The organism is Bradyrhizobium sp. WSM471 (assembly GCF_000244915.1).
In the GTDB taxonomy this organism is placed as follows: domain Bacteria; phylum Pseudomonadota; class Alphaproteobacteria; order Rhizobiales; family Xanthobacteraceae; genus Bradyrhizobium.
Map to the genome: position 1 here is coordinate 3,641,462 of NZ_CM001442.1, position 20,508 is coordinate 3,661,969.

Here is a 20,508-nt window from a genome sequence, read left to right on the forward strand (position 1 = left end):
TTAGCGCTCGGCGGTCGGTCATTTCTTCGGCAGCCGTCCCATCAGATAGAATTCGTCATTCGGCCGCATGCCGGTGAAATTCGCCAGCCGGTTCGACAGTGCGAAGAAGGCGGAGATTGCGGCGATGTCCCAAATGTCGTCGTCGCTGAACCCATGCGGCGCGAGCGCGGTGAAATCGTCCTCGGAAATCCGCTGCGCATCGGCCGAGACCTTCATCGCGAAGTCGAGCATCGCCTTTTGCCGCGGCGTGATGTCGGCTTTGCGGTAGTTCGTGGCGATCTGGTCGGCGATCAGCGGGTTCTTGGCGCGGATGCGCAGGATCGCGCCGTGCGCAATCACGCAATACTGGCACTGATTAGCCGCCGAGGTCGCGACCACGATCATCTCGCGCTCGGCCTTGGTGACGCCGCCGTCCTTCTCCATCAGCGCGTCGTGGTAGGCGAAGAAGGCGCGGAACTCGTCCGGGCGGTAGGCCAGCGTCAAGAACACGTTCGGCACGAAGCCGCTTTTCTCCTGCACGGCGAGGAGACGCGTGCGGATGTCGTCAGGGAGCGCATCGAGAGCGGGAGCGGGGAAGCGTTGCGCGGCGGTTTTTGTCATTGGCTTGTTTTCCGGATCGGGGGCACCGAACATTAGTCGATGCTGGCGGTCGCCTCAACGTGCCACACACTCAGTGTCATCGCCCGATTTAATCGGGCGATCCAGTATTCCAGAGACAGCGATGGGATACGGAGAAGCCGCGGCGTACTGGATGCCCGCTTTCGCGGGCATGACGGCGGAGTTTGCCGAAGCGGTATCCGCCCCTTACCGCAGCGGCTTCTTCAGCAGCGAGAAGCGGTCCGGATCCAGCCCCATCGACGGTTGCAGCATCGGGGCTTCGACGTTGGAGAGCGTCTTCGCGGGCGGCGCCGAGAATACCGGATCGTTCGGCACGTCGCGCTGCGAGGTGGCACCGCGCCAGCGCTCGAGCACGGCACCGACGAAATGCATGTCGTGACCGGAGGTGACCGAGGGCACGCTGCTGATCGTCGCTTCGCCGCGCGGCAATTGATGCGGCGGCACCTCCTTGAAGCGCAGCCGCGTCGGCAGCGCGACACCTTCGCCGAAGGCCAGCACTTCGCGGGTGCCGAGCGAAGGTACGAACGAGAGCAGGTTCGCGGCCGCGTCCGACACCGCGGCGCGCAGCAGCGCCTGGTCGCGCTCGTTGGCAAGGCGCATCGTGAACAGCGTGTTGCACTGGGAGATGATGGTGGCGTCGAGCTCGGCCGGACGCTGGGTGATGAGGCCGAGATAGACGCCGTATTTGCGGCCTTCCTTGGCGATGCGCGACACCGCCTTGCGAGTCGGCCCGAAGCCGACATTGCGATCGGCGGAGGCGTAGCGGTGAGCCTCTTCGCAGACGAACAGCATCGGCGAAACGCCGTCGCTCCACAGGCCGAAGTCGAAGGCCATGCGGCAAAGCACCGAGACGACGGAATCGATGACCTCGGCCGGGAAGCCGGCGAGCTGCATCACCGTCATCGGCTTGCCGTTGGCCGGCAGGCGGAACAGATGACTGATCACCTCGGCCATGGTGTCACCGCCGACATTGGCGTTGTCGAACATGAAGGCGTAGCGCGGGTCGTTGCGGACCGCTTCGATGCGGGAGATCAGCTTGTGATATATGATGCGCGAGGAGCGGTTCTCGAGCTTGCCCATGCGCTCGTCGATCAGCGACATCAGATCGACCAGGCGATAGGGCACCGGCGTATCGACGGTGTAGCCGATCTGCTTGGGATCGATGCGCTTCAGGCCGATGCGGTCGGTGTTCTGATATTGGGTGTAGACGCCCTTGGCGAGCGGAATCACCTCGGCGAGGACGTCGAGCTCCTCGGGCACGCCGGCGCGGCCGCCGAACAGCACGTCGACGATTTCCTCGAAATTGAACAGCCAGAACGGCAGTTTCAGATTGCGCGGGTTGAGCACCAGCGCGCGGTCGCCGAAGCAGCGGCCATATTCGTTGTGCACGTCGAGCAGGAAGATGCGCAGGTTCGGGCGCGCCTTGAGGATCTCGTTGAGCAGCAGCGACACACCGGTCGATTTGCCGACGCCGGTCGATCCCAGCACCGCGAAGTGCTTGGAGAGCATCTCCTCGATGTCGACATAGGCGACGACGGAGCTGTCCTGCTGAAGGAAGCCGACATTGATCTGGTCGGAACCGGTGGGCGCGTAGATCGTGCGCAGCTCCTGGCTCGTGATCAGGTCGACCGAATCACCGATGGTCGGATAGTTGGTGACGCCGCGCTGGAATTTGGCCTTGCCAGTCGCGTTGAGGATTTCGCCGAGCAGGTCGACCGAGGCGATGGCGATCAAATTGTCGTTGCTCGAGAGGTTCTCGCAGGACACCTCGGTGATCATCGCGACGATGACCGAGCTGGCGCAGCGAATACTGACGAAGCGGCCGACGGTTGCCCGCACTTCCGAGACCGGCATCCGGCTTTCAGCCAGCAGCCCGACCCGGGCGAGCGATCCGCGAACCGAAATCACGCGTCCAAAGGATGTCACAATGAATGAACCTGACAAGAGCAACGGGTTGCCCGGACTATGCACGGCCGTCGCTGGACAAACGGTTAAGCGGCAGGCGCCGGCGCTTCGTTAAATCCGCGACAATTCGGGTGCGAGGTTTGTTCCAATACATACTTGTGGGCAGAAACGGCGAGAATGCTGCTTTTTCCCGGCCGGTTGGTGTGCGGGTGGGTTAAGGAATAGTTTACCATATGCCAAGAGGCGGAGTGGAATCGGTGCGGCCCGAAGCGGCCGTGGAGAGAGACGTAGCGGATGTCGGAAAAGATCGTGAAGCAGCGGGTAGGCCCGGGCATCTACCTGCTTCGCTTCAAGACACAATATGAGCTGACGTCGACCTTTCTGCGTGTGCAGGAGCACTACGAGTCGCCAGAGTTCCACGGGCGCGTTTTCTCGCTAGAGCAGTACATGGACTGGTATGCGGAACAATACGGCAATTTCACCTACTATCAGGACTGGTCCGGTTTCAACGTGCCTTCGACGGCATTCGCTCCGTTCTATACCGGCGCGTTCGATCCGCTCACGCGGAAGGAGAGGCGTCTGCTTCGCTTTTTCGAACGGCTGCGCGGACGCTTCTACGTGATCGGGATCTACCAAGGCCACGGCAGCACGCTGACGCACGAACTCGCACATGCGCTGTTCTTCACCGATGCCGGCTACCGCAAGGGAGTTCGTGAGGCGATGCGCTCATACGATACCCGTGCGCTCGAGCGGCAGATTGCAAAGGCCGGTTACGCGCAACATGTCATCGAGGACGAGGCACAGGCCTATCTGATTGCGCCGTCGGGTGAGCTCGGTGCCGCGTCGAAACCGCTGGTGCCGCTGCGCCGGCAATTGCGTGCGCTGTTCCGCGAGCATGCGACGAAGCTGTCAGTGCCGGCAACCTAGGCCAAGCTGCGCCGGATGAAGCCGATCGTTCTGGTCTGACGAAAGTAATTGCAGTGCCAAACGTCGGGCGAGTTACCGAAATCCTCGACGCCCTGGATGGCGAGCGGGAAGCCCGTCGCTCCCAGGTCCGACATCGAGACCGTATCGACAACGAGATCGTTCTTGCTGGGAAAGATTTCATCGGCGGCCAGGTCGCCGATCCGCAGTGCCCTGAAATTTTTCCAGAACTGCCAGCCGGGATTCTCCGTCTCGAAATTCGACTGGACGACGAAGTAGGCGGGCTGCGTCGTACAAGGACCGAGCCGCAGCAGATTGAGCTCGTAATTGTTCTCGATCATGGATTGCCCGAACAACCCCGGAACGAGCGCGACCAGCCCATCAAGGAGCGGCGTGTGTGCAAGCGTTCCGGTGACGGTCATCACCACCTCGACCAGCTTGCCGGCGACCCACAGGAACGGATTGGCGCCACCGGCGAGCTGTAACGTCTTCTCGGCGAAGGTACCGATATTGGAAAGCAGGCTCAGTGCGTGCTGGAGCTTGTCGGGCGCGGCGAGCGAGGTGCCGTGGAGTGGCGAGCCCGCAAACACGACGCGGGTCGTCGCGGCGAGCGAGCGGCCGAACGCCTCCAGCCACCACCGCACGATCAAGCCGCCGCGGCTATGGGCGACGACGTCAACTTGTCCCGTTGCATCGACGAATGCGCGTCCGAGCTCGAGCGCATTCAGAACCGGGCTGACGGCAAGGGTCGCGTGCTCGAAAACGAGAACCTGGTCGTACTTGTCGGGTCCGTTCAGGGCGGCCCCGAGAAACGCCTGGCCATCGGCAGTCGCCTGGAACTCGCCGATCATGTTGACGGCGTTCGAGAAGGTCCCGTGGACCAGCAGCAGGGTCCGCCCCTTGAATGGTCCATGGGCATCGGCAGCGTCGATGACGAAGTTGGACGGACCGCCCCGCAACTGGCGTATGTGTGAGCGCAGCGAAACATCGATTGCGGAGTTGAGTCGCATGTCGATGGCGCCGATGGCCGCGGCAGCCCTGTTCGGCTGGAGTCTTGGAAACTCCTTGGTCAGGATCACCGTCTGATCGGGAAGCGGCGGCGGCCCTCCCGCCCGCCGTGCGCGACGACGGCGCTGCGGCGCTTCCGCGCGTGCCGGAACGCCGTCATACCATCGCAGCACACCGTTTTCCTCGACCAGGGAAGCCGCGAGGATGTTGTCGTCGGGTGTGTTGGAAGCGCGCCGCCTGCGTCGGCGCAGGCCGGCTACGGAGTCCATCCTCTCGTCATGATCGACATAGAGGGGCACAAACAGGTCATCGTTATCCTCGGCCGCCTTGATCTGCGACAGGAAACGTCCGGGGTCTTCCGCAACAAACTGTGACATGTTCGATGCCGTCATTCATTGATGATCGGAAGCGGGGTGACGTTCAGGCTTCGTGCGTGCTGGATGTCCAGCAGGCTGTCGAATTCCTTTTGGCTGCGCAGATTGGCCCGTCCTTCGGTTTGAGCGTCCTTGAAGCTGTAGGCCCCGGTCAGGTAGGTGGCTTCCAGCATCACGAGGTCGCCCGACGTCACATAGGCCATGATCTCGGCGTAACTCATCTTGGTGAGTCTCCAGCCGTAAGGATCGACGTAGCACAAGCCCGCATTGCGGGTCGCGGCATCGCCGACGGTCGGCACCGTGGCGGGCACCTTCGCCACGCCCACGAAGTCGTCGTGCGCCTCCTCGGACCGCCAGTAGCCGACGAAGGCATGACCGGTGAGCAACACCACGACCGGGAAGATGCCGACATATTCGAGGCACGAGGCGAGCAACAGCGCCAGGTCGATGCAGGTGCCGGTGTTGGAAGCGACGATCTCGCTGGGGGTGCGCAGCCGCTGCGTCTGCTCCGAATAGGCGGGGGGAGGGTTGATGTACTGCAGACGATATTCGTTGACGAGCGCGGTCCAGATGGCCTGAACCTGGCGATCGACGGCGTGCTGTTCGCCCTGCTGGTAGCCGTCGAACCCTGCGCCGGGGTCGTCCAGAATGCCGACCAGGTAACGCCGGGAGGCGTGGATGATCGCAAGGATCGCCGGATCCCTCGGCAACACGAAGGACGGCAGCCAGGGATTGTTCTTGGTGTCGTCGAGCCATTCGTCCACGGGTATCAACGTGACGCGCCTGGTGTCCTCGAACACCGTCTGTCCCCCACACGTCACCTTGACGTAAACGGCGGACTGCACTCGCTCGTGCAGCGAACGGCTCAAGCTGGCGGTGAGAGGGATGATCACGTCGGAGGACAGCGGCAGCTGCAACTCCTCCATGAGCGGGATCGTGTAACGGTAGGGGTAGTTCTCGGCGCCGACGCAGAGTTCGACCTGAATCGTGATCGCTTCGACTGGCTTCTGGGTCAGCCGCGTCAGCGTCAATTTGTCGAGCAAGGGCCTGTTGTTGTGCAGGAGGGAATAGTTGATTGCCTCCGCCACGTCCAGGTCGACCTGGATCGGGATCATCTGGCTGCCCTCTTCTTCCGGGGAGACGCCTTCTTGGCGGAACGCGATCTCGCCGCCGATTTCATGATCGACTCGCTGCCTGGCGCGAAGATGCTTCGTCCCATCCAGATCACGATTGACGTGCCGTGAACCTTGTCCGACGGCATCGCCTCCCAAGCCTTCAGGAATGCATCCGGGATCGAAAGGATCAGTCCGTCCTTTCCGTGAAACCAGTTCCAGTAGAATGCCTGGAAGAACAGCTCCGCCACCTCGTCGTCGATCTCGTCGAGAAATCCGAGCGCCACGTGGGCCTTGTTTCTGACCAGCTCGCGCGCGATGCGTGCGCCGGAATAATAGAGATTGAGTGTCACTATCCGGGGTGGCGTCGGACCCACGAGGATCTTGGCAAGGTCGCCGTAGGGAACGGGTAGCTCGCTCTCGTGACCTTCGCGAAGGATCATTCCGTCTGGCAGCCGTCCGGTGGAGTCGATGAGCGTGTCGAACAGCGGCTTGTTCTTCGTCTTCATGTCCACGTAGAAGTCTTCGACGATCCAGGCGGCCTGATGGGTATCTATGCCTGTGACGTGGATCGCCTCCCACCTCGAGCCGTGGATTGTCTTGGCGAGCTCACTTGTCTGGGGCGTGCGAACGATGGTCCGGTATTTGTCGTTGTCCGGTTTGTCGATCGCACCGATCGCGACGCTGATGCGCTTTTCCTCGTCCGCGAATTCGTATTTATCCCAGAAGCGTCCGGGCGCGCTCTCGACGAAGAGCATACCTGTCGGCGGGTGTGGGGTGACCTGCGCGAGCCCGTTGTCGAACAGGCGCGAGATCAAGGTGCTGTGGTAACGGCCTTCCGCGCGCGTGCCGGCGCTGAGCAGATATTCCCAGGGAATTTCACAGGCCGCTTCATGGATCGCACAGATCCTCGCATCCGTGCGATCCCAGTCGTGCACCTCGATCTCGATACGTTCGGCTGTGGCCAGCTCGCGCAAACGCTTGGTCGACACGCCCACGCCTGCGAGGTCCTTGACGGCGCGCTCGGCGATGGATTTGCGCAACTCGACGTCGAATGCCCAGCGCGAGCGCACCCGCAGAAGGTATGTCCATTCCTGCGCGAGGCGCGCGAGTCGTTCGGGATTGGTGACGGGCGTATCGGGGACACCGGCCGCGCGAATCGTTGCGATGCCTTTACCCGGCGAACTGCCGGCCGGTTCCGTGCTCCCGGACTGCTTGGCCATCGAGCTTCCCCCAACTCCCGGCGCACCGAGCGATTGGCTGCAGCTCGGGTTCCCAACAATACACCTTGAGATAGCGTCCGCCGTCAAGATAAACCGGGGGAGGATGACAAATCGCCGCGCGCAAGTGTCTCGCGCCTTCCGCATAGCTGCGAATTGGCGGCGACCGATTGAGTAGTATCTTGGTAGCACGCGGCTGGAACGAATTTGTTGACGAGACCTAATCATTTGTACATTAGTACAAATGAACCGGCAGCCTGGTGCCGCCTACGGGCGCGTGAGCGGATTGCAGCCGGCGCCAGATCGCGGGATCCGGTCCAGCGTATCGCAAGCCACGCCTTGGAGGACACCATGCAGCCCGAACCGATCCTCGATCTCGCTCATCTCGGCCACATGGAGCTGCTGACGCCGAAGCCGGACGAGAGCCTGAAGTTCTTCGTCGACGTGATGGGCATGACCGTCAGCGGGCAAAAGGGCGAGTCGGTCTATTTGCGCGGCTGGGACGACTATGAGCGCTATTCGCTCAAACTGACGGCGTCGAAGACATCGGGCATGGAGCACATGGCGCTGCGCGCGCGCAGCCAGCAGGCGCTGGAGCGCCGCGTTGCGGCGCTGAAGGGATCCGGCTTCGATATCGGCTGGATCGACGGCGACATGGGGCAGGGGCCGACCTTCCGCTGCCGCGATCCCGATGGACACATCGTCGAGCTCTATTACGAGACCGAATGGTATCAGGCGCCGCCCGAGCTGAAGCCCGCGCTGAAGAACCAGGCGCAGCGCTTTCCCGCGCGCGGCGTCAACGTCCGGCGCCTCGACCATCTCAACTGCCTCGCCGTGGACATCAAAGCCAACCGCGAGTTCTTCGAAAATTATCTCGGCTGCCGCCTCACCGAGCAGATCGTGCTCAACGACGGCCGCGAAGCGGCGATGTGGCTGACGATGTCGAACAAGAGCTACGACTTTGCCTACTCGCTTGATCACTCCGGCACGCCCGGCCGCTTCCACCACGTCACCTACGCCCTCGACAGCCGCGAGGAGATCCTGCGCGCCGCCGACATCTTCCTGGAGAACGACATCCACATCGAGACCGGCCCGCACAAGCACGCGATCCAGCAGACCTTCTTCCTCTATGTCTACGAACCCGGCGGCAACCGCGTCGAAGTCGCCAATGCCGGCGCTCGCCTCATCCTCGCGCCCGACTGGAAGCCGATCGTGTGGACGGAAGAGGAACGCAAGAAGGGGCAGGCGTGGGGCCTGAAGACGATTGAGTCCTTCCACACGCACGGCACGCCGCCGGTGGAGCACAAGAAGTAGCGCTCAGTTCGTGGCGGCTCTCACACGCGCAATCGTCTCCTTCACGCCGGTCCATGCTGGCCTGTCCGGTGCAAACTGCTTACGCAGGAACGTGACGAGTTCCTCGACCTGTGCATCGCTCATGCTGTTCTTGAATGCCGGCATGTAGCCGAGATCGCTCGACACCGGCTCGGCGATGCCGTGCAGGATGATTTGCACGAGATTGTCCGATGCGGCGCTGTGCAGGTTGCTGTTGAGTGCCAGCGAAGGCCGGCTGCCGAACAGCGGCAGGCCGCCGACCTCATGGCAGACGGCGCAGGCGCCCTGATAGAGTCGCGCGCCGCTGGAGGACGCCATCGTGACTTGCGTGGAAGCTTCTAACCCGGTCGCGAGTGCGTCCTGCGTCGGCGTCCCGGTCGCGCTGTCATTGAACGAGTTGAGATAGACGGCCATGGCGCGGATGTCCTGGTCGGGCAGGGCTTTGAGGTCCCGGACGATCGGCGCCATCGGCCCGGCGGCGACGCCATGGTATCGCGAGTGGCCCGTGCGCAAATAGGCGAAAAGCTCGTCCTCGCTCCATGGGATCGGCGCGTGCGAGAGTGAGGTCAGCGGCGGCGCCTCCCAGCCCTCGGCAAAGCCGCCGGCGAGATAGGCGCCACGCTGCTCGGCGCCGAGCGCGTTGCGCGGCGAATGGCAGGCGCTGCAATGGCCGAGACCTTCGACGAGATAAGCGCCGCGATTCCAGACTTCGGACTTGGCAGGGTCGGGCTTGAACTCCCGCGTCTGGTGGAACAGCGCATTCCATCCGGCAAGTAGCGGACGGAGATTGAACGGGAAGGCGAGCGTATTCGCAGGCTGCGTCGTGCGCACCGCCGGCTGTGCCATCAGGTAGGCATAAAGCGCCTGCATGTCGGCGTCGCCGGTCTTCGAAAAATGCGTGTAGGGGAAGGCGGGATAGAATTGCCGTCCGTCGCGATGCAGCCCGTCGCGCATCGCGCGCTCGAACGCTGGATAGGACCAGGCGCCGATGCCGGTCTCGACGTCGGGTGTGATGTTGGTTGCGTAGATTATGCCGAACGGCGTCTCCAGCGCGCGGCCACCAGCGTTGAGCGCGCCGCCGATCATGGTGTGGCACTCCGCGCAATTGCCGAGTGCGGCCAGTTGTTGCCCGCGCGCGATCGTCGCTGCGGAATAGACCGATGGGTCAGGCCGCGCGATAGGCGCGATGGCGCGGCCAGGCAAAACAGCCGCGCCGATGCCGATCGCCGCGGTGCAGATCGCCGCGATGGTCGCGAAGATGCCGGCGCGTTTGGCGAATGGATTCTCCCAGATACGGGACGGTTGTGGCGCAGGCGGAGCGGGCAGCGCCTGCGGCGTGGCCGGTGCGCCGCCGTGCAGCCCCTTCAGGATGCGCTCGGGCGTGAACGGCGGCTCGCGAAATCGCACGCCGGTGGCATCGAAGATCGCGTTCGCAATCGCAGCCGCACTCGGGACCGAGGCGGATTCGCCGACGCCGAGCGGCGGCTGGTCCGGCCGCGGCAGCAACAACACGTCGATCTTGGGCACGTCAGGGAAGGGGATGATCGGGTAGGCGCCCCATTCCCGCGCCACGACTGCGCCGCGCTCGAACGAGACCTCCTCCATCAGCGCGCGGCTGGTGGACTGGATGACGTTGCCGTGGATCTGGTGGCGCACGCCGTCCGGGTTGATCATCAATCCGGAGTCCTGCCCGGCGACCACGCGCGTCACGCTGACGTCGCCGGTCGCCTTATTCACGGCAACGTCGGTGACCCAGGCCGACCACGCCGCGCCATAGCCGGGAAATTTGCTGTGGACGTAGAGCGCATAGGCAAAACCGCGCCCATGCACGATCTCGCCGTCTTTCTCTTCGCGCACCGGTCGTGGCGTCCAGCCCGCGCGATCGGCGACCGCGTGGACGAGATCGACGGCACGCCGGTCCTTCAGGTAACGCAGGCGATATTCGATCGGGTCGACGCCGGCCTCGGTCGCGGCTTCGTCGATATAGGATTCATGCGCAAAGGTGTTCGGCAGGGCCGAGACGCCGCGAAACCAGGACGCGCGCGCGATCGGCGCCATGTCGTGGGCGACGACGCGCATGTGGTCGTAATCGTAAGGCGGGATCGCGGTGCGGTCGCCCATCTGGAGGACGTCCGGCTTCGGCGATATCCGCCCCGTCAGCAACAGCGCCAACGTCGGGGCGGCATTCGACGGATAGCGCGTGGCGAGATCGTAGGCGGCGACGTCGCCCTTCGCGTCCAGGCCGCCATTGACGTCGATGAGCTGCGCGGCGCCCTTGGGCTCCCAGGCGTGTTCCTGCTCGCGCGTCAGCTGCACGCGCACGGGTCGGCCGACAGCGCGCGAAAGCAACAACGCGTCCGCGGTGACATCGTCGGCGCAGTTGCGGCCGTAGCAGCCGGCGGCCTCCAACCTGATGACCTCGATCTCGCTCTCGGGACGCTCGATCAGCAGCGACAGATCTGCGCGCAGCACGTGCGGATTTTGCGTGCCCGACCAGACGCGGATGTTGCCGTCCTGGAAGTCGGCGACCGCGCAGGACGGGCCGATCGAGGCATGCATCTGATACGGCCAGACGTAAGTGCGCTGCATCGGCTTGGCCGCGACGGCAATGGCAGCATCGACGTTGCCCTTGTCGATCAGGGTGCGCGGCGTCGATGGATTGGCACGCAGCGCCGTCTCGACGTCGGCGAGATCCGTCAGTTCAGGCGTCGGTCGCCAGCTCACCGCAAGCTGCTCGGCCGCACGGATCGCGTTCTCCTCGCGCTCCGCGACGACGCCAACGAAATCGCCGATGCGCACGACGGCTATGATGCCGGGGATGTCGCGCACCGAGGATTCATCGACCGAAATCAGGCTGGTGCCGACGAACGGTCCGGCGTCGACGCCGGCATAGGGCGGACGCACGACGCGGCCGTGCAGCATGCCGGATACTCGGATGTCGTGCACGAAGGTCAGCTCGCCCGTGGCCTTGGCAGGCAGGTCGACGCGGGGCATCGATTGGCCGACAATGGCGTAATCGCCGACCGGCTTGACGGCGACGTCGTCGGCAAGCTCGAGACGAACCGTCTCTCCGCCGATCAACTCCCCATAGCTGACGCTGCGATTGTCGTGCCCGCGCACAAGGCCGTCTTCGATCCTGAGATCGGCTGTCGGCAGCTCCAGGCGCTCGGCCGCACGTGCGATCAGGAAGTGACGCGCCTGCGCGGCAGCTTTGCGCAGGGGGACGGCGGTGATCTGGATGGTCTCGCTGGCGATCGTGGCGCCCTGGTTTGGCACCGTTGCGGTATCGCCGAGCACCACGACGACGCGGGCAAAGGAGACGTCGAGCTCTTCAGCCACGATCTGGCCAAGCGCCGTGCGGATGCCGGTGCCGAGATCGACATGACCATTGTAGGCTGTGACTGAACCGTCTGCCGTGATGCGGACGAAGGTCTCGGATGTGCACTCGTCCACGGTGCGGACGACGACGAGCGAACCCGGCGGCAGCTCAGCTCCGTTCGAAACAGGGGAGGCCATCAATCAGCGGTCCCGGCGAGTTGACCCGACGCGCGCATCACCGCGCGCAGGATTTCGACATGCGTGCCGCAGCGGCAGAGATTGTAGCGCAGCGCCGCCAGCGCCTCATGTTCGGTCGGCCGCGGATTGATCGCGAGCAGCGCCTTGGTGGTCATGATCATGCCGTTGAGGCAGTAGCCGCATTGCGCGGCCTGTTCGTCGATGAAGGCTTGCTGCACCACATCCGGCTTGTCGCGGGTACCGAGCCCCTCGAGCGTCACGATGTCGCGGCCGGCGCAGCCACTGATCGGAATGACGCAGGAGCGCGCCGCCGCGCCATCGATCAGGACAGTGCAGGTGCCGCATTCACCGAGGCCGCAACCGTATTTCGGACCGTTGAGCGCGAGATCGTTGCGCAGCACGTAGAGCAGCGGTGTGTCCCGCGCCGCAGTGATCTCGTGGATCCTGCCGTTCACGGTGATGCGGATCGGTGTCTGCGTCATCCTCGTTCCCAAGTCGACTCGTCGAGCGCCGCGGCCAAAGCTTCGCGAAATCCAGGTCCGCTCAAAATCTATGTTGCGACGATACCGTTTGTACACAAACGTGCAAGCCGTGGATGCCGCAGTGCAGCGCGAATGCCTTCTTTGTGGACAGAGCGGATAGGCAAATGAGGTTTTATGCGGCAGGCGTATCTTTTGCGCCGCACCGCCGCTTGACAGCCATCGGGAGGGCGCGCAACATCGTTCGTGTACAAATGATAACTGCACTGTCGGCTGGCTTTGACATGGTGACTGAACCTACGAGCGCCGCCATCGACAAGATCCGCTGCGATGCGTGTCCGGTGATGTGCTACATCAAGCCGGGCGCGGCGGGCGCCTGCGACCGCTATGCCAATCACGAGGGCAAGCTCGTCCGCGTCGATCCGCATGTGATCCTGGAGCGCACCGTGTCGCATGGCGGCAAGCTCGTTCCGTTCAGCCGCACCGAAGATTGGGACGGCAAGATCGTCCACGAGCCTTCCACCTTTGTAACGGCGATCGGCGCGGGAACGACCTATCCCGACTACAAGCCGGCGCCGTTCATCGTCTCGGCGGAGGTCGACGGCGTCGACATGGTGACTGTCGTCACCGAGGGCATCTTCTCCTATTGCGGCATCAAGGTGAAGATCGACACCGACCGTTATCTCGGGCCGGAGACGGCGACCGTCCGTGCACAAGGCGAGGCGGTCGGTCATGTCACCACCAGCGAATACGGTTCGCAGATGCTGTCGCTCGGCGGCGTGCACCATCTGACCGGCGGCTCCAAGAAGGAAGGCCGCGTCACCTGCGACACGTTGATGGACCTCGCAAATTGCAAGGCGGTCGAACTCACCATCGACGGCGGCGCGAGCGTGGTGGTGCAGGCCGGCCAGCCGCCGATCGTCAACGGCATGAAAGAAGAGCGCATGCGCGTCGGCTGCGGCTCGGCGACGATCGGCATGTTCGCCAAGCAATGGCACGGCAAGGTCGACGAGGTCGTCGTGGTCGACGACCATATCACCGGCGTGCTCTCGGAGCACCAGGCCGGCAAGCTGCTCGACATCGCCGACACCGGCATCAAGATGAAGGGGCGCCGCTCGACGCCCGGCCGCTATTTCCAGGTCGCCGATCCCGGCACGGGTTGGGGCGGCACCAATATCTCCGATCCGCTCGCAATCCTGGGACCGTTCGATGCGAATGAGGCCAAGCCTGGCCTCTCGATGCTGATGGTATCCACGACGGGCGAACATTCCTCCTATTATGTGCTCGACGAGGCCCTGAAGCCGGTCGAGACCGAGATGCCTGATGTCCTCAAGTTTTCGGTCGAGCGCATTCAGGAGAATTGCGAGCCGGCGCTGTGTACGGTGCTGTTCATGGCGGGCGCCGGTGGTTCCTTGCGGGCGGGCGTGACCGACAATCCTGTGCGGCTGACCCGCTCGGTGAAGGACGCGCTGACGCGCGTCACCAGTGGTGGCGCGCCGGTCTATGTCTGGCCGGGCGGCGGCATCACCTACATGGTCGACGTGACGCAGATGCCGGCGGGGGCATTCGGTTACGTGCCGACGCCCGCGCTGGTCGCGCCGATCGAATTCACGATGAAGCTGTCGGACTATGCGGCGCTCGGCGGGCACATGGATTATGTGAAACCGCTCGCCGAAGTTCAGCGTGGCGACGATGTCCGCCAATTGCCCTGGCAAAACCCGATTCCCGGACCTCGGGCATGACAAGGCTCCCGCAAATCGCGTTGCTGTCTGATGGCCGGCGGCTGCATTTGCAGGATGGACCGATTGATTTGATCGTCGAGGCGAGGGGAGAGCCGAGCGAGGTACGTGCAGCCTATGAGGCGGCCGCCCGGCGCTTCACGGGATTACTCGACGAGCTCTGCGCGGAACTGCCGGAGTTGCGGGCTGCCGTCGAGGGTCGGACCTCGCTGGTAGGCGTCGTGGCGCGCCGCATGCACGCCGCGGTCGCGCCTTATGCCGCTGATGACTTCATTACGCCGATGGCGGCGGTTGCCGGCGCCGTGGCGGAGGAGATTCTCGGCGCAATGCTGAACGCTGCGGCGCTCGATCGAGCCTATGTCAACAATGGCGGCGACATTGCCCTGCATCTCGGCGACGGCGAGCATTTTTCGGTCGGCCTGATGGACCGGCCCGATGGCGACGGCGTGATGCGGACAATCAGGGTGGACGCCGATGACCCCGTGCGCGGCATCGCGACCAGTGGACGGCACGGCCGCAGCTTTTCGCTCGGGATTGCCGATGCGGTGACCGTGTTGGCCGGAACGGCGTCGCAAGCCGACGCGGCCGCGACGATCATTGCCAATGCCGTCGATCTCCCGGGGCATCCCGCCATCATCCGGAAGCCAGCGAGTGAGCTTCAGCCCGACAGCGATCTCGGCGCGCGGCTCGTGACCCGTGACGTCAGTGAATTGTCGCAGACCGAGATCACCACCGCGCTGGAATCTGGCGCGGAATGTGCACGGCAATTGTTCGATCGCGGATTGATCGAGGGTGCCGTGTTGCAGCTTTGTGGTGATATGCTTGTCATCGGGACCAAGGATATTGAACGGCAACGATCGCGCCCGCTTGTGCTGGAGAACGCGGTTGATGCCTGAACAGGGAAGCGGCTTGAGGAAACAATCATGAGCGCGATCATCCGCAAGATCGTCACCGTCGTCGAAGAGACGCAGATGGAGATGGGCCGCCAGGTCTCGCCGCCGACGCGGCGTGCGGCGGCGATCGCCGTGATCGAGAATCCGTTCGCTGGAGAGTATGTCGAGGATCTCTCGCCGCTGATCGCGATTGGCGAGGAGCTCGGCGAGCTGCTGTCGAAGCGTGCGGTGGCGGCGCTCGGAATCGACGGGTCCAAGGCGCAGAGTTATGGCAAGGCTGCGGCCGTCGGCGAGAATGGCGAGCTGGAGCATGCCGCTGCCATCCTTCACCCGAAAATGGGCGCGCCGGTCCGTAAAGTGCTGGGCAAAGGCGCTGCGCTGATCCCGTCGTCGAAGAAGCGCAGTGGACCCGGCACGACGCTGGACATTCCGCTGGGCCACAAGGATGCGGCCTTCGTGCGCAGTCATTTCGACGGCATGGAAGTGCAGATCAACGACGCGCCGCGCGCCAACGAGATCATGGTCGCGGTCGCCGTCACCGACAGCGGCCGTCCGCTGCCGCGCGTCGGCGGGCTGACGGCCGCGGAGATCAAGGGCGAAGACGGACTGCGTTAAATCTTTTCAGAAAAGTGGAGGTTGGGATGCGAGCAAAGAACTATTTTGTCGGCGCGGCGTTCGCGCTGTTGGCAAGCGGCATGGCTCATTCGGCCCTGGCGCAGGACATCAAGATCGGCGAGATCAACAGCTATTCGCTGCTGCCGGCGTTCACCGAGCCCTATCGCAAGGGCTGGCAGCTCGCGGTTGAGGAGATCAACGCGGCCGGCGGCATCAACGGCAAGAAGCTTGTCGTCGTCTCCAAGGACGACGGCGGCAAGCCGGCGGATGCGCAGACCGCGGCCAACGAGCTGGTGTCGAGCGAGGGCGTGGCGATGCTGACGGGTACGTTCCTGTCGAACATCGGACTTGCGGTCAGCGACTTCGCCAACCAGAAGAAGGTGTTCTTCCTGGCGGCCGAGCCTCTGACGGACGCCATCACCTGGTCGAAGGGCAACAAGTACACGTTCCGACTGCGTCCTTCCAATTACATGCAGGCGGCGATGCTGGTGGAAGCAGCCAGCAAGCTGCCGGCAAAGCGCTGGGCGACGATCGCGCCGAACTATGAATACGGCCAATCGGCGGTTGCCGTATTCAAGAAGCTGATGTCAGAGAAGCGGCCCGACATCCAGTGGGTCGACGAGCAGTGGCCGCCGCAGGGCAAGATCGACGCCGGTCCGGTGGTGCAGGCGGTTGCCGCGGCCAATCCGGAAGCGATCCTCAACGTCACCTTCGGCGCGGATCTCGTCAAGCTCGTACGTGAGGGCAACACCCGCGGTCTGTTCAAGGGACGCGAGGTCGTCTCGTTCCTCACCGGCGAGCCCGAATATCTCGACCCGCTCAAGGAGGAGACGCCCGAGGGCTGGATCGTCACCGGCTATCCCTGGTACTCGATCAAGACGCCCGAGCACGACGCGTTCCTGAAGGCCTATCGGGCCAAGTACAACGACTATCCGCGCCTCGGCTCGATCGTCGGCTACCAGACCATCAAGTCGGCTGCGGCGATCCTGGCGAAGGCCAATTCGACCGATCCGGAGAAGCTGATCACTGCGGCGGAAGGACTGTCGATGCCGTCGCCGCTGGGCGAGATCACCTTCCGCAAGATCGATCACCAGTCGACGCTCGGTGCCTATGTCGGCAAGACCGCGCTGAAGGACGGCAAGGGCGTGATGGTGGACTCGTCTTACAAGAAGGGCGCGGACTATCTGCCAAGTGATGCCGAAGTCGAGAAGCTGCGTCCGAAGGATTGATGCAAAGAGAGACCGGGGCCTCATGGTTCGAGACGCGCGGCGCAGCCGCGCTCCTCACCATGAGGGTCCCGGACCTCATCCTGAGGAGGCGCGTAGCGCCGTCTCGAAGGATGAAGCCCAATATTGAGAACTATGCTTAACCCGGACCGCCGATGGCCTTTTACGTCGTACAGTTTCTGACCGGTCTCGCGAGCGCAGCATCGCTGTTCCTGGTGGCGTCGGGCCTGTCGATCATCTTTGGCGTGACGCGGATCGTGAATTTCGCGCATGGTGCCTTCTACATGATCGGCGCCTATATCGCCTTCACGCTGACGGAGCGCCTATCGGGGACGTTCGGCTTCTGGGGCGGGATCGTCATCGCAGCGCTTGCCGTGGCGGTGATCGGCGTCATTGTCGAGATGGTGCTACTCCGGCGCATCTATCACGCGCCCGAGCTGTTCCAGCTGCTTGCGACCTTCGGCCTGACCTTGATGGTCGAGGACCTGGTCGTCCTAATCTGGGGCCCAGACGATCTCGTCGGGCGCCGTGCACCCGGATTCAAGGGGGCGATCGACTTTTTCGGCCAAAACATCCCGAGCTATGATTTGTTCCTGATCGTGCTCAGCCCGGTCGTGCTCGGCATTCTCTGGCTCCTGTTCCAGCGCACGCGCTGGGGCGTGCTGGTGCGCGCAGCGACGCAGGACCGCGACATGGTCGCAGCGCTCGGCGTCAATCAGAAATGGCTGTTCACGAGCGTGTTTGCGGTCGGCGTTTTCCTCGCCGCTCTCGGCGGTGCGCTCCAGATCCCGCGCGATGCCGTGCATCATGCGATGGATTTGCGCATCATCGTCGAGGTCTTCGTTGTCGTGGTGATCGGAGGCCTCGGCAGCATCATCGGTGCTTTCGTCGCAGCGGTGCTGGTCTCCGAGCTCAATGCCTTCGGCATCCTGATCTTTCCAAAAATCTCCATCATCCTGGTCTTCCTGGTGATGGCGGCGGTGCTGATCGTGCGGCCCTGGGGCCTGTTCGGCAGGCCCGAGGCGCCGGCGCGCAAGACACCGGGCCTCACCGTCAATCCCTGGCGGCCGCTGAACTCGAACGAGCGGGTTGCTGCGCTTGCAGCGCTTGTCATCGCGGCGACGCTGCCGCTGTTTGCCGGCAACTATGCGCTGACCGTCGGCTCGGAGATCGCGATCTCAGTGATCTTCGCCGTCAGCCTGCATTTCCTGATGTCGGTCGGCGGGCTTGCCTCCTTTGGTCACGCCGCCTATTTCGGCCTCGGCGCCTACGGCGTCGCTTTCCTCGCCAAGATGGCGGGACTGCCGATGATCGTCTGCCTCTTGCTCGGTCCGCTGCTCGGCTGCATGGGCGCTGCCGTGTTCGGCTTCTTCGCGGTACAGCTCTCCGGCGTCTATTTCGCCATGCTGACGCTCGCCTTCGCGCAGATCGTCTGGTCGATCGCGTTCCAGTGGGTGAGCGTCACCGGCGGTGACAACGGCATTCTGGGCGTCTGGCCCGCGAGCTGGGCCGCGAGCCCATCGCATTTCTATTGGCTGTCGCTCGGCGTTGCGGCGCTCGTGACGATCGCGTTGCGGGCGATGGTGTTCTCGCCGTTCGGCTATGCGCTAAGGGCGACGCGCGACTCGCTGCTACGCAGCGAAGCGGTCGGCATCAACGCCAAGCGCATCCAGTGGACGGCCTTCGTGATCGCGGGCACGACCGCGGGCATCGGCGGTGCGCTGTTCGCCTACCTCAAGGGCAGCGTCTTCCCGGACAATCTCGGCATCTCGCTCTCGGTCGATGCGCTCGTCATGGTGCTGCTCGGCGGCGTCGAGACGGTCTCGGGCGCGGTGATCGGCGCCATCGTCTACAAGGCCTTGAACATCTGGCTGGTCAGCCAGACCGATCTGTCAAAACTCGTGCTAGGCGGCTTCATCGTTCTGATCGTCGTCGTCTTCCCCAAGGGCATCGTCGGCATGCTGGAGATGCTGGCGCAGCGCCGCAGGAAAGCATCGCCGCCGGGATCACCCTTGCTTGCCAAGCCGATCGAGTCCGCCGAATGAGCGTCGCCCCACCACTTCTCGCGGTCGAAGGACTGACCAAATCCTATGGCGGCGTGCACGCCGTGCGCGGCGTCTCGTTCTCGTTGCGCGCCGGCGAAATCCTGGCGCTGATCGGGCCGAACGGTGCGGGCAAGAGCACCTGTTTCGACATGCTCAACGGACAGAACAAGCCTGATACCGGCCACGTCCGCCTGCTCGGCGAGGACACAACCGGCAGGAAGCCGCGCGAGATCTGGCGGATGGGCGTGGGCCGCACCTTCCAGATCACCGCGACCTTCGCGACCATGACGGTGCGGGAGAATGTGCAGGTCGCGCTGATCTCGCACGGCAAGCAATTGTACAATCTTTGGGGCTCGGCGCCGAACTTCGACCGCGGCGAAGCCGGGCGACTGCTCGAGCTGGTCGGCATGGGCGGTTACGCGGATCGCCCCTGTGGCGAGCTTGCCTATGGCGATCTCAAGCGGCTCGAGCTCGCCGTCGCGCTCGCCAACCAGCCAAAGCTGCTGCTGATGGACGAGCCGACCGCCGGCATGGCGCCGCGCGAGCGCGTCGATTTGATGCGGCTGACCGCGCAGATCGCCCGGGAAGAATCGATCGGCGTTCTCTTCACCGAGCACGACATGGACGTGGTGTTCGAGCACGCCGACCGCATCATTGTGCTCAACCGCGGCACGCTGATCGCCGAGGGCTCGCCGGCCGAGGTCCGCGGCAATCCGCAGGTGCAGGCGGTCTATCTCGGCGAGGGCCTCCTTTACGATGCCGGTCATCGCGAGGGAGCATCGGTATGAAGCTCACGGTGCAGGACCTCAATAGTCATTACGGGCCGGCCCATATCCTGTTCGACATCGGCTTCGAGGTCGGCGAGGGGGAAGTCGTGGCATTGCTCGGCCGCAATGGCGCCGGCAAGTCGACGACGTTCCGCTCGATCGTCGGGCTCGTCGCGCAGCGCTCGGGGCGGATCATGTTCGAAGGCAAGGATGTCTCGGCGCGCCCGACACATGAGATCGTGCGGGATGGGCTTGGTTACGTGCCGGAGGAGCGGCGTATCTTCACCGACCTGACGGTGGAAGAGAATCTCGAGGTCGGCCGCCAGCCGAAGCGCCCGAACGCGCCGCACTGGACTCGCGACAAGCTGTTTTCGCTGTTCCCCAACCTCGGCGAGATGAAAAATCGCCCGGGCGGCCGCATGAGCGGCGGCGAGCAGCAGATGCTCACCATCGCCCGCACGCTGATGGGCAATCCGTCGCTGGTGCTGCTGGACGAGCCTTCGGAGGGTCTGTCGCCGAAGATCGTGGAGCAGATGGTCGAGGCCATCCTGACCATGAAGAAGGAGGGCGTCAGCATCGTGGTCTCCGAGCAGAATCTGCATTTTGCGCGGCTGATCTCCGATCGCGCCTATATCATCGAGCGCGGCCGCATCTGTTTCGGCGGCACCATGGCCGAGCTCGACGCGCGTCCGGATATCCGCGACGCGCATCTGTCGTTGTGAAGGCAAAGGGCAA

Annotated in this window: 16 protein-coding genes; 9 read left to right on the forward strand and 7 right to left on the reverse strand. The window is 63.9% G+C overall.

Going from position 1 to position 20,508, the window contains the following annotated elements; translation table 11 throughout:
* Positions 1-18 precede the first annotated feature (18 nt).
* Positions 19-600, reverse strand: coding sequence for a peroxidase-related enzyme (locus BRA471DRAFT_RS15895; RefSeq protein ID WP_007608865.1), 582 nt, complete (start codon positions 598-600; stop codon positions 19-21).
* Positions 601-804: 204 nt separating this feature from the next.
* Positions 805-2,544: an ATP-binding protein gene (locus BRA471DRAFT_RS15900; RefSeq protein ID WP_007608866.1), complete on the reverse strand. Its 1,740-nt coding sequence runs from the start codon at positions 2,542-2,544 to the stop codon at positions 805-807.
* 273 nt (positions 2,545-2,817) lie between these two features.
* Between BRA471DRAFT_RS15900 and BRA471DRAFT_RS15905 the strand changes: the two genes are divergently transcribed.
* Positions 2,818-3,450: a hypothetical protein gene (locus tag BRA471DRAFT_RS15905; protein WP_007608867.1), complete on the forward strand. Its 633-nt coding sequence runs from the start codon at positions 2,818-2,820 to the stop codon at positions 3,448-3,450.
* Here BRA471DRAFT_RS15905 and BRA471DRAFT_RS15910 read toward each other — a convergent pair.
* Genes BRA471DRAFT_RS15910 through BRA471DRAFT_RS15920 form a run of 3 tightly spaced genes read right to left on the reverse strand, consistent with a single transcriptional unit; the run spans position 3,447 to position 7,164 of the window.
* Complete coding sequence (locus BRA471DRAFT_RS15910) at positions 3,447-4,832, reverse strand: triacylglycerol lipase (protein ID WP_156526714.1); 1,386 nt, start codon at positions 4,830-4,832, stop codon at positions 3,447-3,449. The two genes, BRA471DRAFT_RS15905 and BRA471DRAFT_RS15910, sit on opposite strands and share 4 nt — an antisense overlap.
* Positions 4,833-4,843: 11 nt before the next feature.
* A complete protein-coding gene (locus BRA471DRAFT_RS15915; protein WP_007608869.1) occupies positions 4,844-5,944 on the reverse strand; it encodes a hypothetical protein in 1,101 nt (366 codons plus the stop codon).
* Positions 5,941-7,164, reverse strand: a complete 1,224-nt coding sequence (locus BRA471DRAFT_RS15920) for a hypothetical protein (protein WP_007608871.1) — start codon at positions 7,162-7,164, stop codon at positions 5,941-5,943. Before BRA471DRAFT_RS15920 ends, BRA471DRAFT_RS15915 begins: the two co-directional genes overlap by 4 nt.
* 348 nt (positions 7,165-7,512) lie before the next feature.
* On the opposite strand from BRA471DRAFT_RS15920, the gene BRA471DRAFT_RS15925 reads away from it, so the two are divergent.
* Positions 7,513-8,475: a catechol 2,3-dioxygenase gene (locus BRA471DRAFT_RS15925; protein ID WP_007608872.1), complete on the forward strand. Its 963-nt coding sequence runs from the start codon at positions 7,513-7,515 to the stop codon at positions 8,473-8,475.
* A 3-nt stretch (positions 8,476-8,478) separates the two neighbouring features.
* Here the strand turns inward: BRA471DRAFT_RS15925 and BRA471DRAFT_RS15930 are convergent, their stop codons facing one another.
* Entirely contained in the window at positions 8,479-12,009 is a 3,531-nt protein-coding gene (locus tag BRA471DRAFT_RS15930) for a molybdopterin cofactor-binding domain-containing protein (protein ID WP_007608873.1), read from the reverse strand.
* Positions 12,009-12,491 (reverse strand): (2Fe-2S)-binding protein, encoded by a 483-nt coding sequence (locus BRA471DRAFT_RS15935; protein ID WP_007608875.1) that lies wholly within the window; start codon positions 12,489-12,491, stop codon positions 12,009-12,011. The genes BRA471DRAFT_RS15930 and BRA471DRAFT_RS15935 overlap by 1 nt, the downstream gene beginning before the upstream one ends.
* A gap of 281 nt (positions 12,492-12,772) precedes the next feature.
* Between BRA471DRAFT_RS15935 and BRA471DRAFT_RS15940 the strand changes: the two genes are divergently transcribed.
* The 7 genes from BRA471DRAFT_RS15940 (at position 12,773) to BRA471DRAFT_RS15970 (ending at position 20,495) form a co-directional block, all read left to right on the forward strand.
* Positions 12,773-14,230, forward strand: a complete 1,458-nt coding sequence (locus tag BRA471DRAFT_RS15940) for a hypothetical protein (RefSeq protein ID WP_035974002.1) — start codon at positions 12,773-12,775, stop codon at positions 14,228-14,230.
* Positions 14,227-15,123, forward strand: coding sequence for a UPF0280 family protein (locus BRA471DRAFT_RS15945; RefSeq protein ID WP_007608883.1), 897 nt, complete (start codon positions 14,227-14,229; stop codon positions 15,121-15,123). The genes BRA471DRAFT_RS15940 and BRA471DRAFT_RS15945 overlap by 4 nt, the downstream gene beginning before the upstream one ends.
* Before the next feature lie 27 nt (positions 15,124-15,150).
* Positions 15,151-15,735, forward strand: a complete 585-nt coding sequence (locus BRA471DRAFT_RS15950; RefSeq protein ID WP_007608884.1) for an amino acid synthesis family protein — start codon at positions 15,151-15,153, stop codon at positions 15,733-15,735.
* 26 nt (positions 15,736-15,761) lie between these two features.
* Positions 15,762-16,964 carry an ABC transporter substrate-binding protein gene (locus tag BRA471DRAFT_RS15955; protein ID WP_007608885.1) on the forward strand — a complete coding sequence of 401 codons (1,203 nt, stop codon included), beginning with the start codon at positions 15,762-15,764 and terminating at the stop codon, positions 16,962-16,964.
* Positions 16,965-17,116: 152 nt separating this feature from the next.
* Positions 17,117-19,006, forward strand: a complete 1,890-nt coding sequence (locus BRA471DRAFT_RS15960) for an ABC transporter permease (protein ID WP_007608893.1) — start codon at positions 17,117-17,119, stop codon at positions 19,004-19,006.
* Entirely contained in the window at positions 19,003-19,794 is a 792-nt protein-coding gene (locus tag BRA471DRAFT_RS15965) for an ABC transporter ATP-binding protein (RefSeq protein ID WP_007608894.1), read from the forward strand. Before BRA471DRAFT_RS15960 ends, BRA471DRAFT_RS15965 begins: the two co-directional genes overlap by 4 nt.
* Positions 19,791-20,495 (forward strand): ABC transporter ATP-binding protein, encoded by a 705-nt coding sequence (locus BRA471DRAFT_RS15970; protein ID WP_007592446.1) that lies wholly within the window; start codon positions 19,791-19,793, stop codon positions 20,493-20,495. The genes BRA471DRAFT_RS15965 and BRA471DRAFT_RS15970 overlap by 4 nt, the downstream gene beginning before the upstream one ends.
* Positions 20,496-20,508 lie beyond the last annotated feature (13 nt).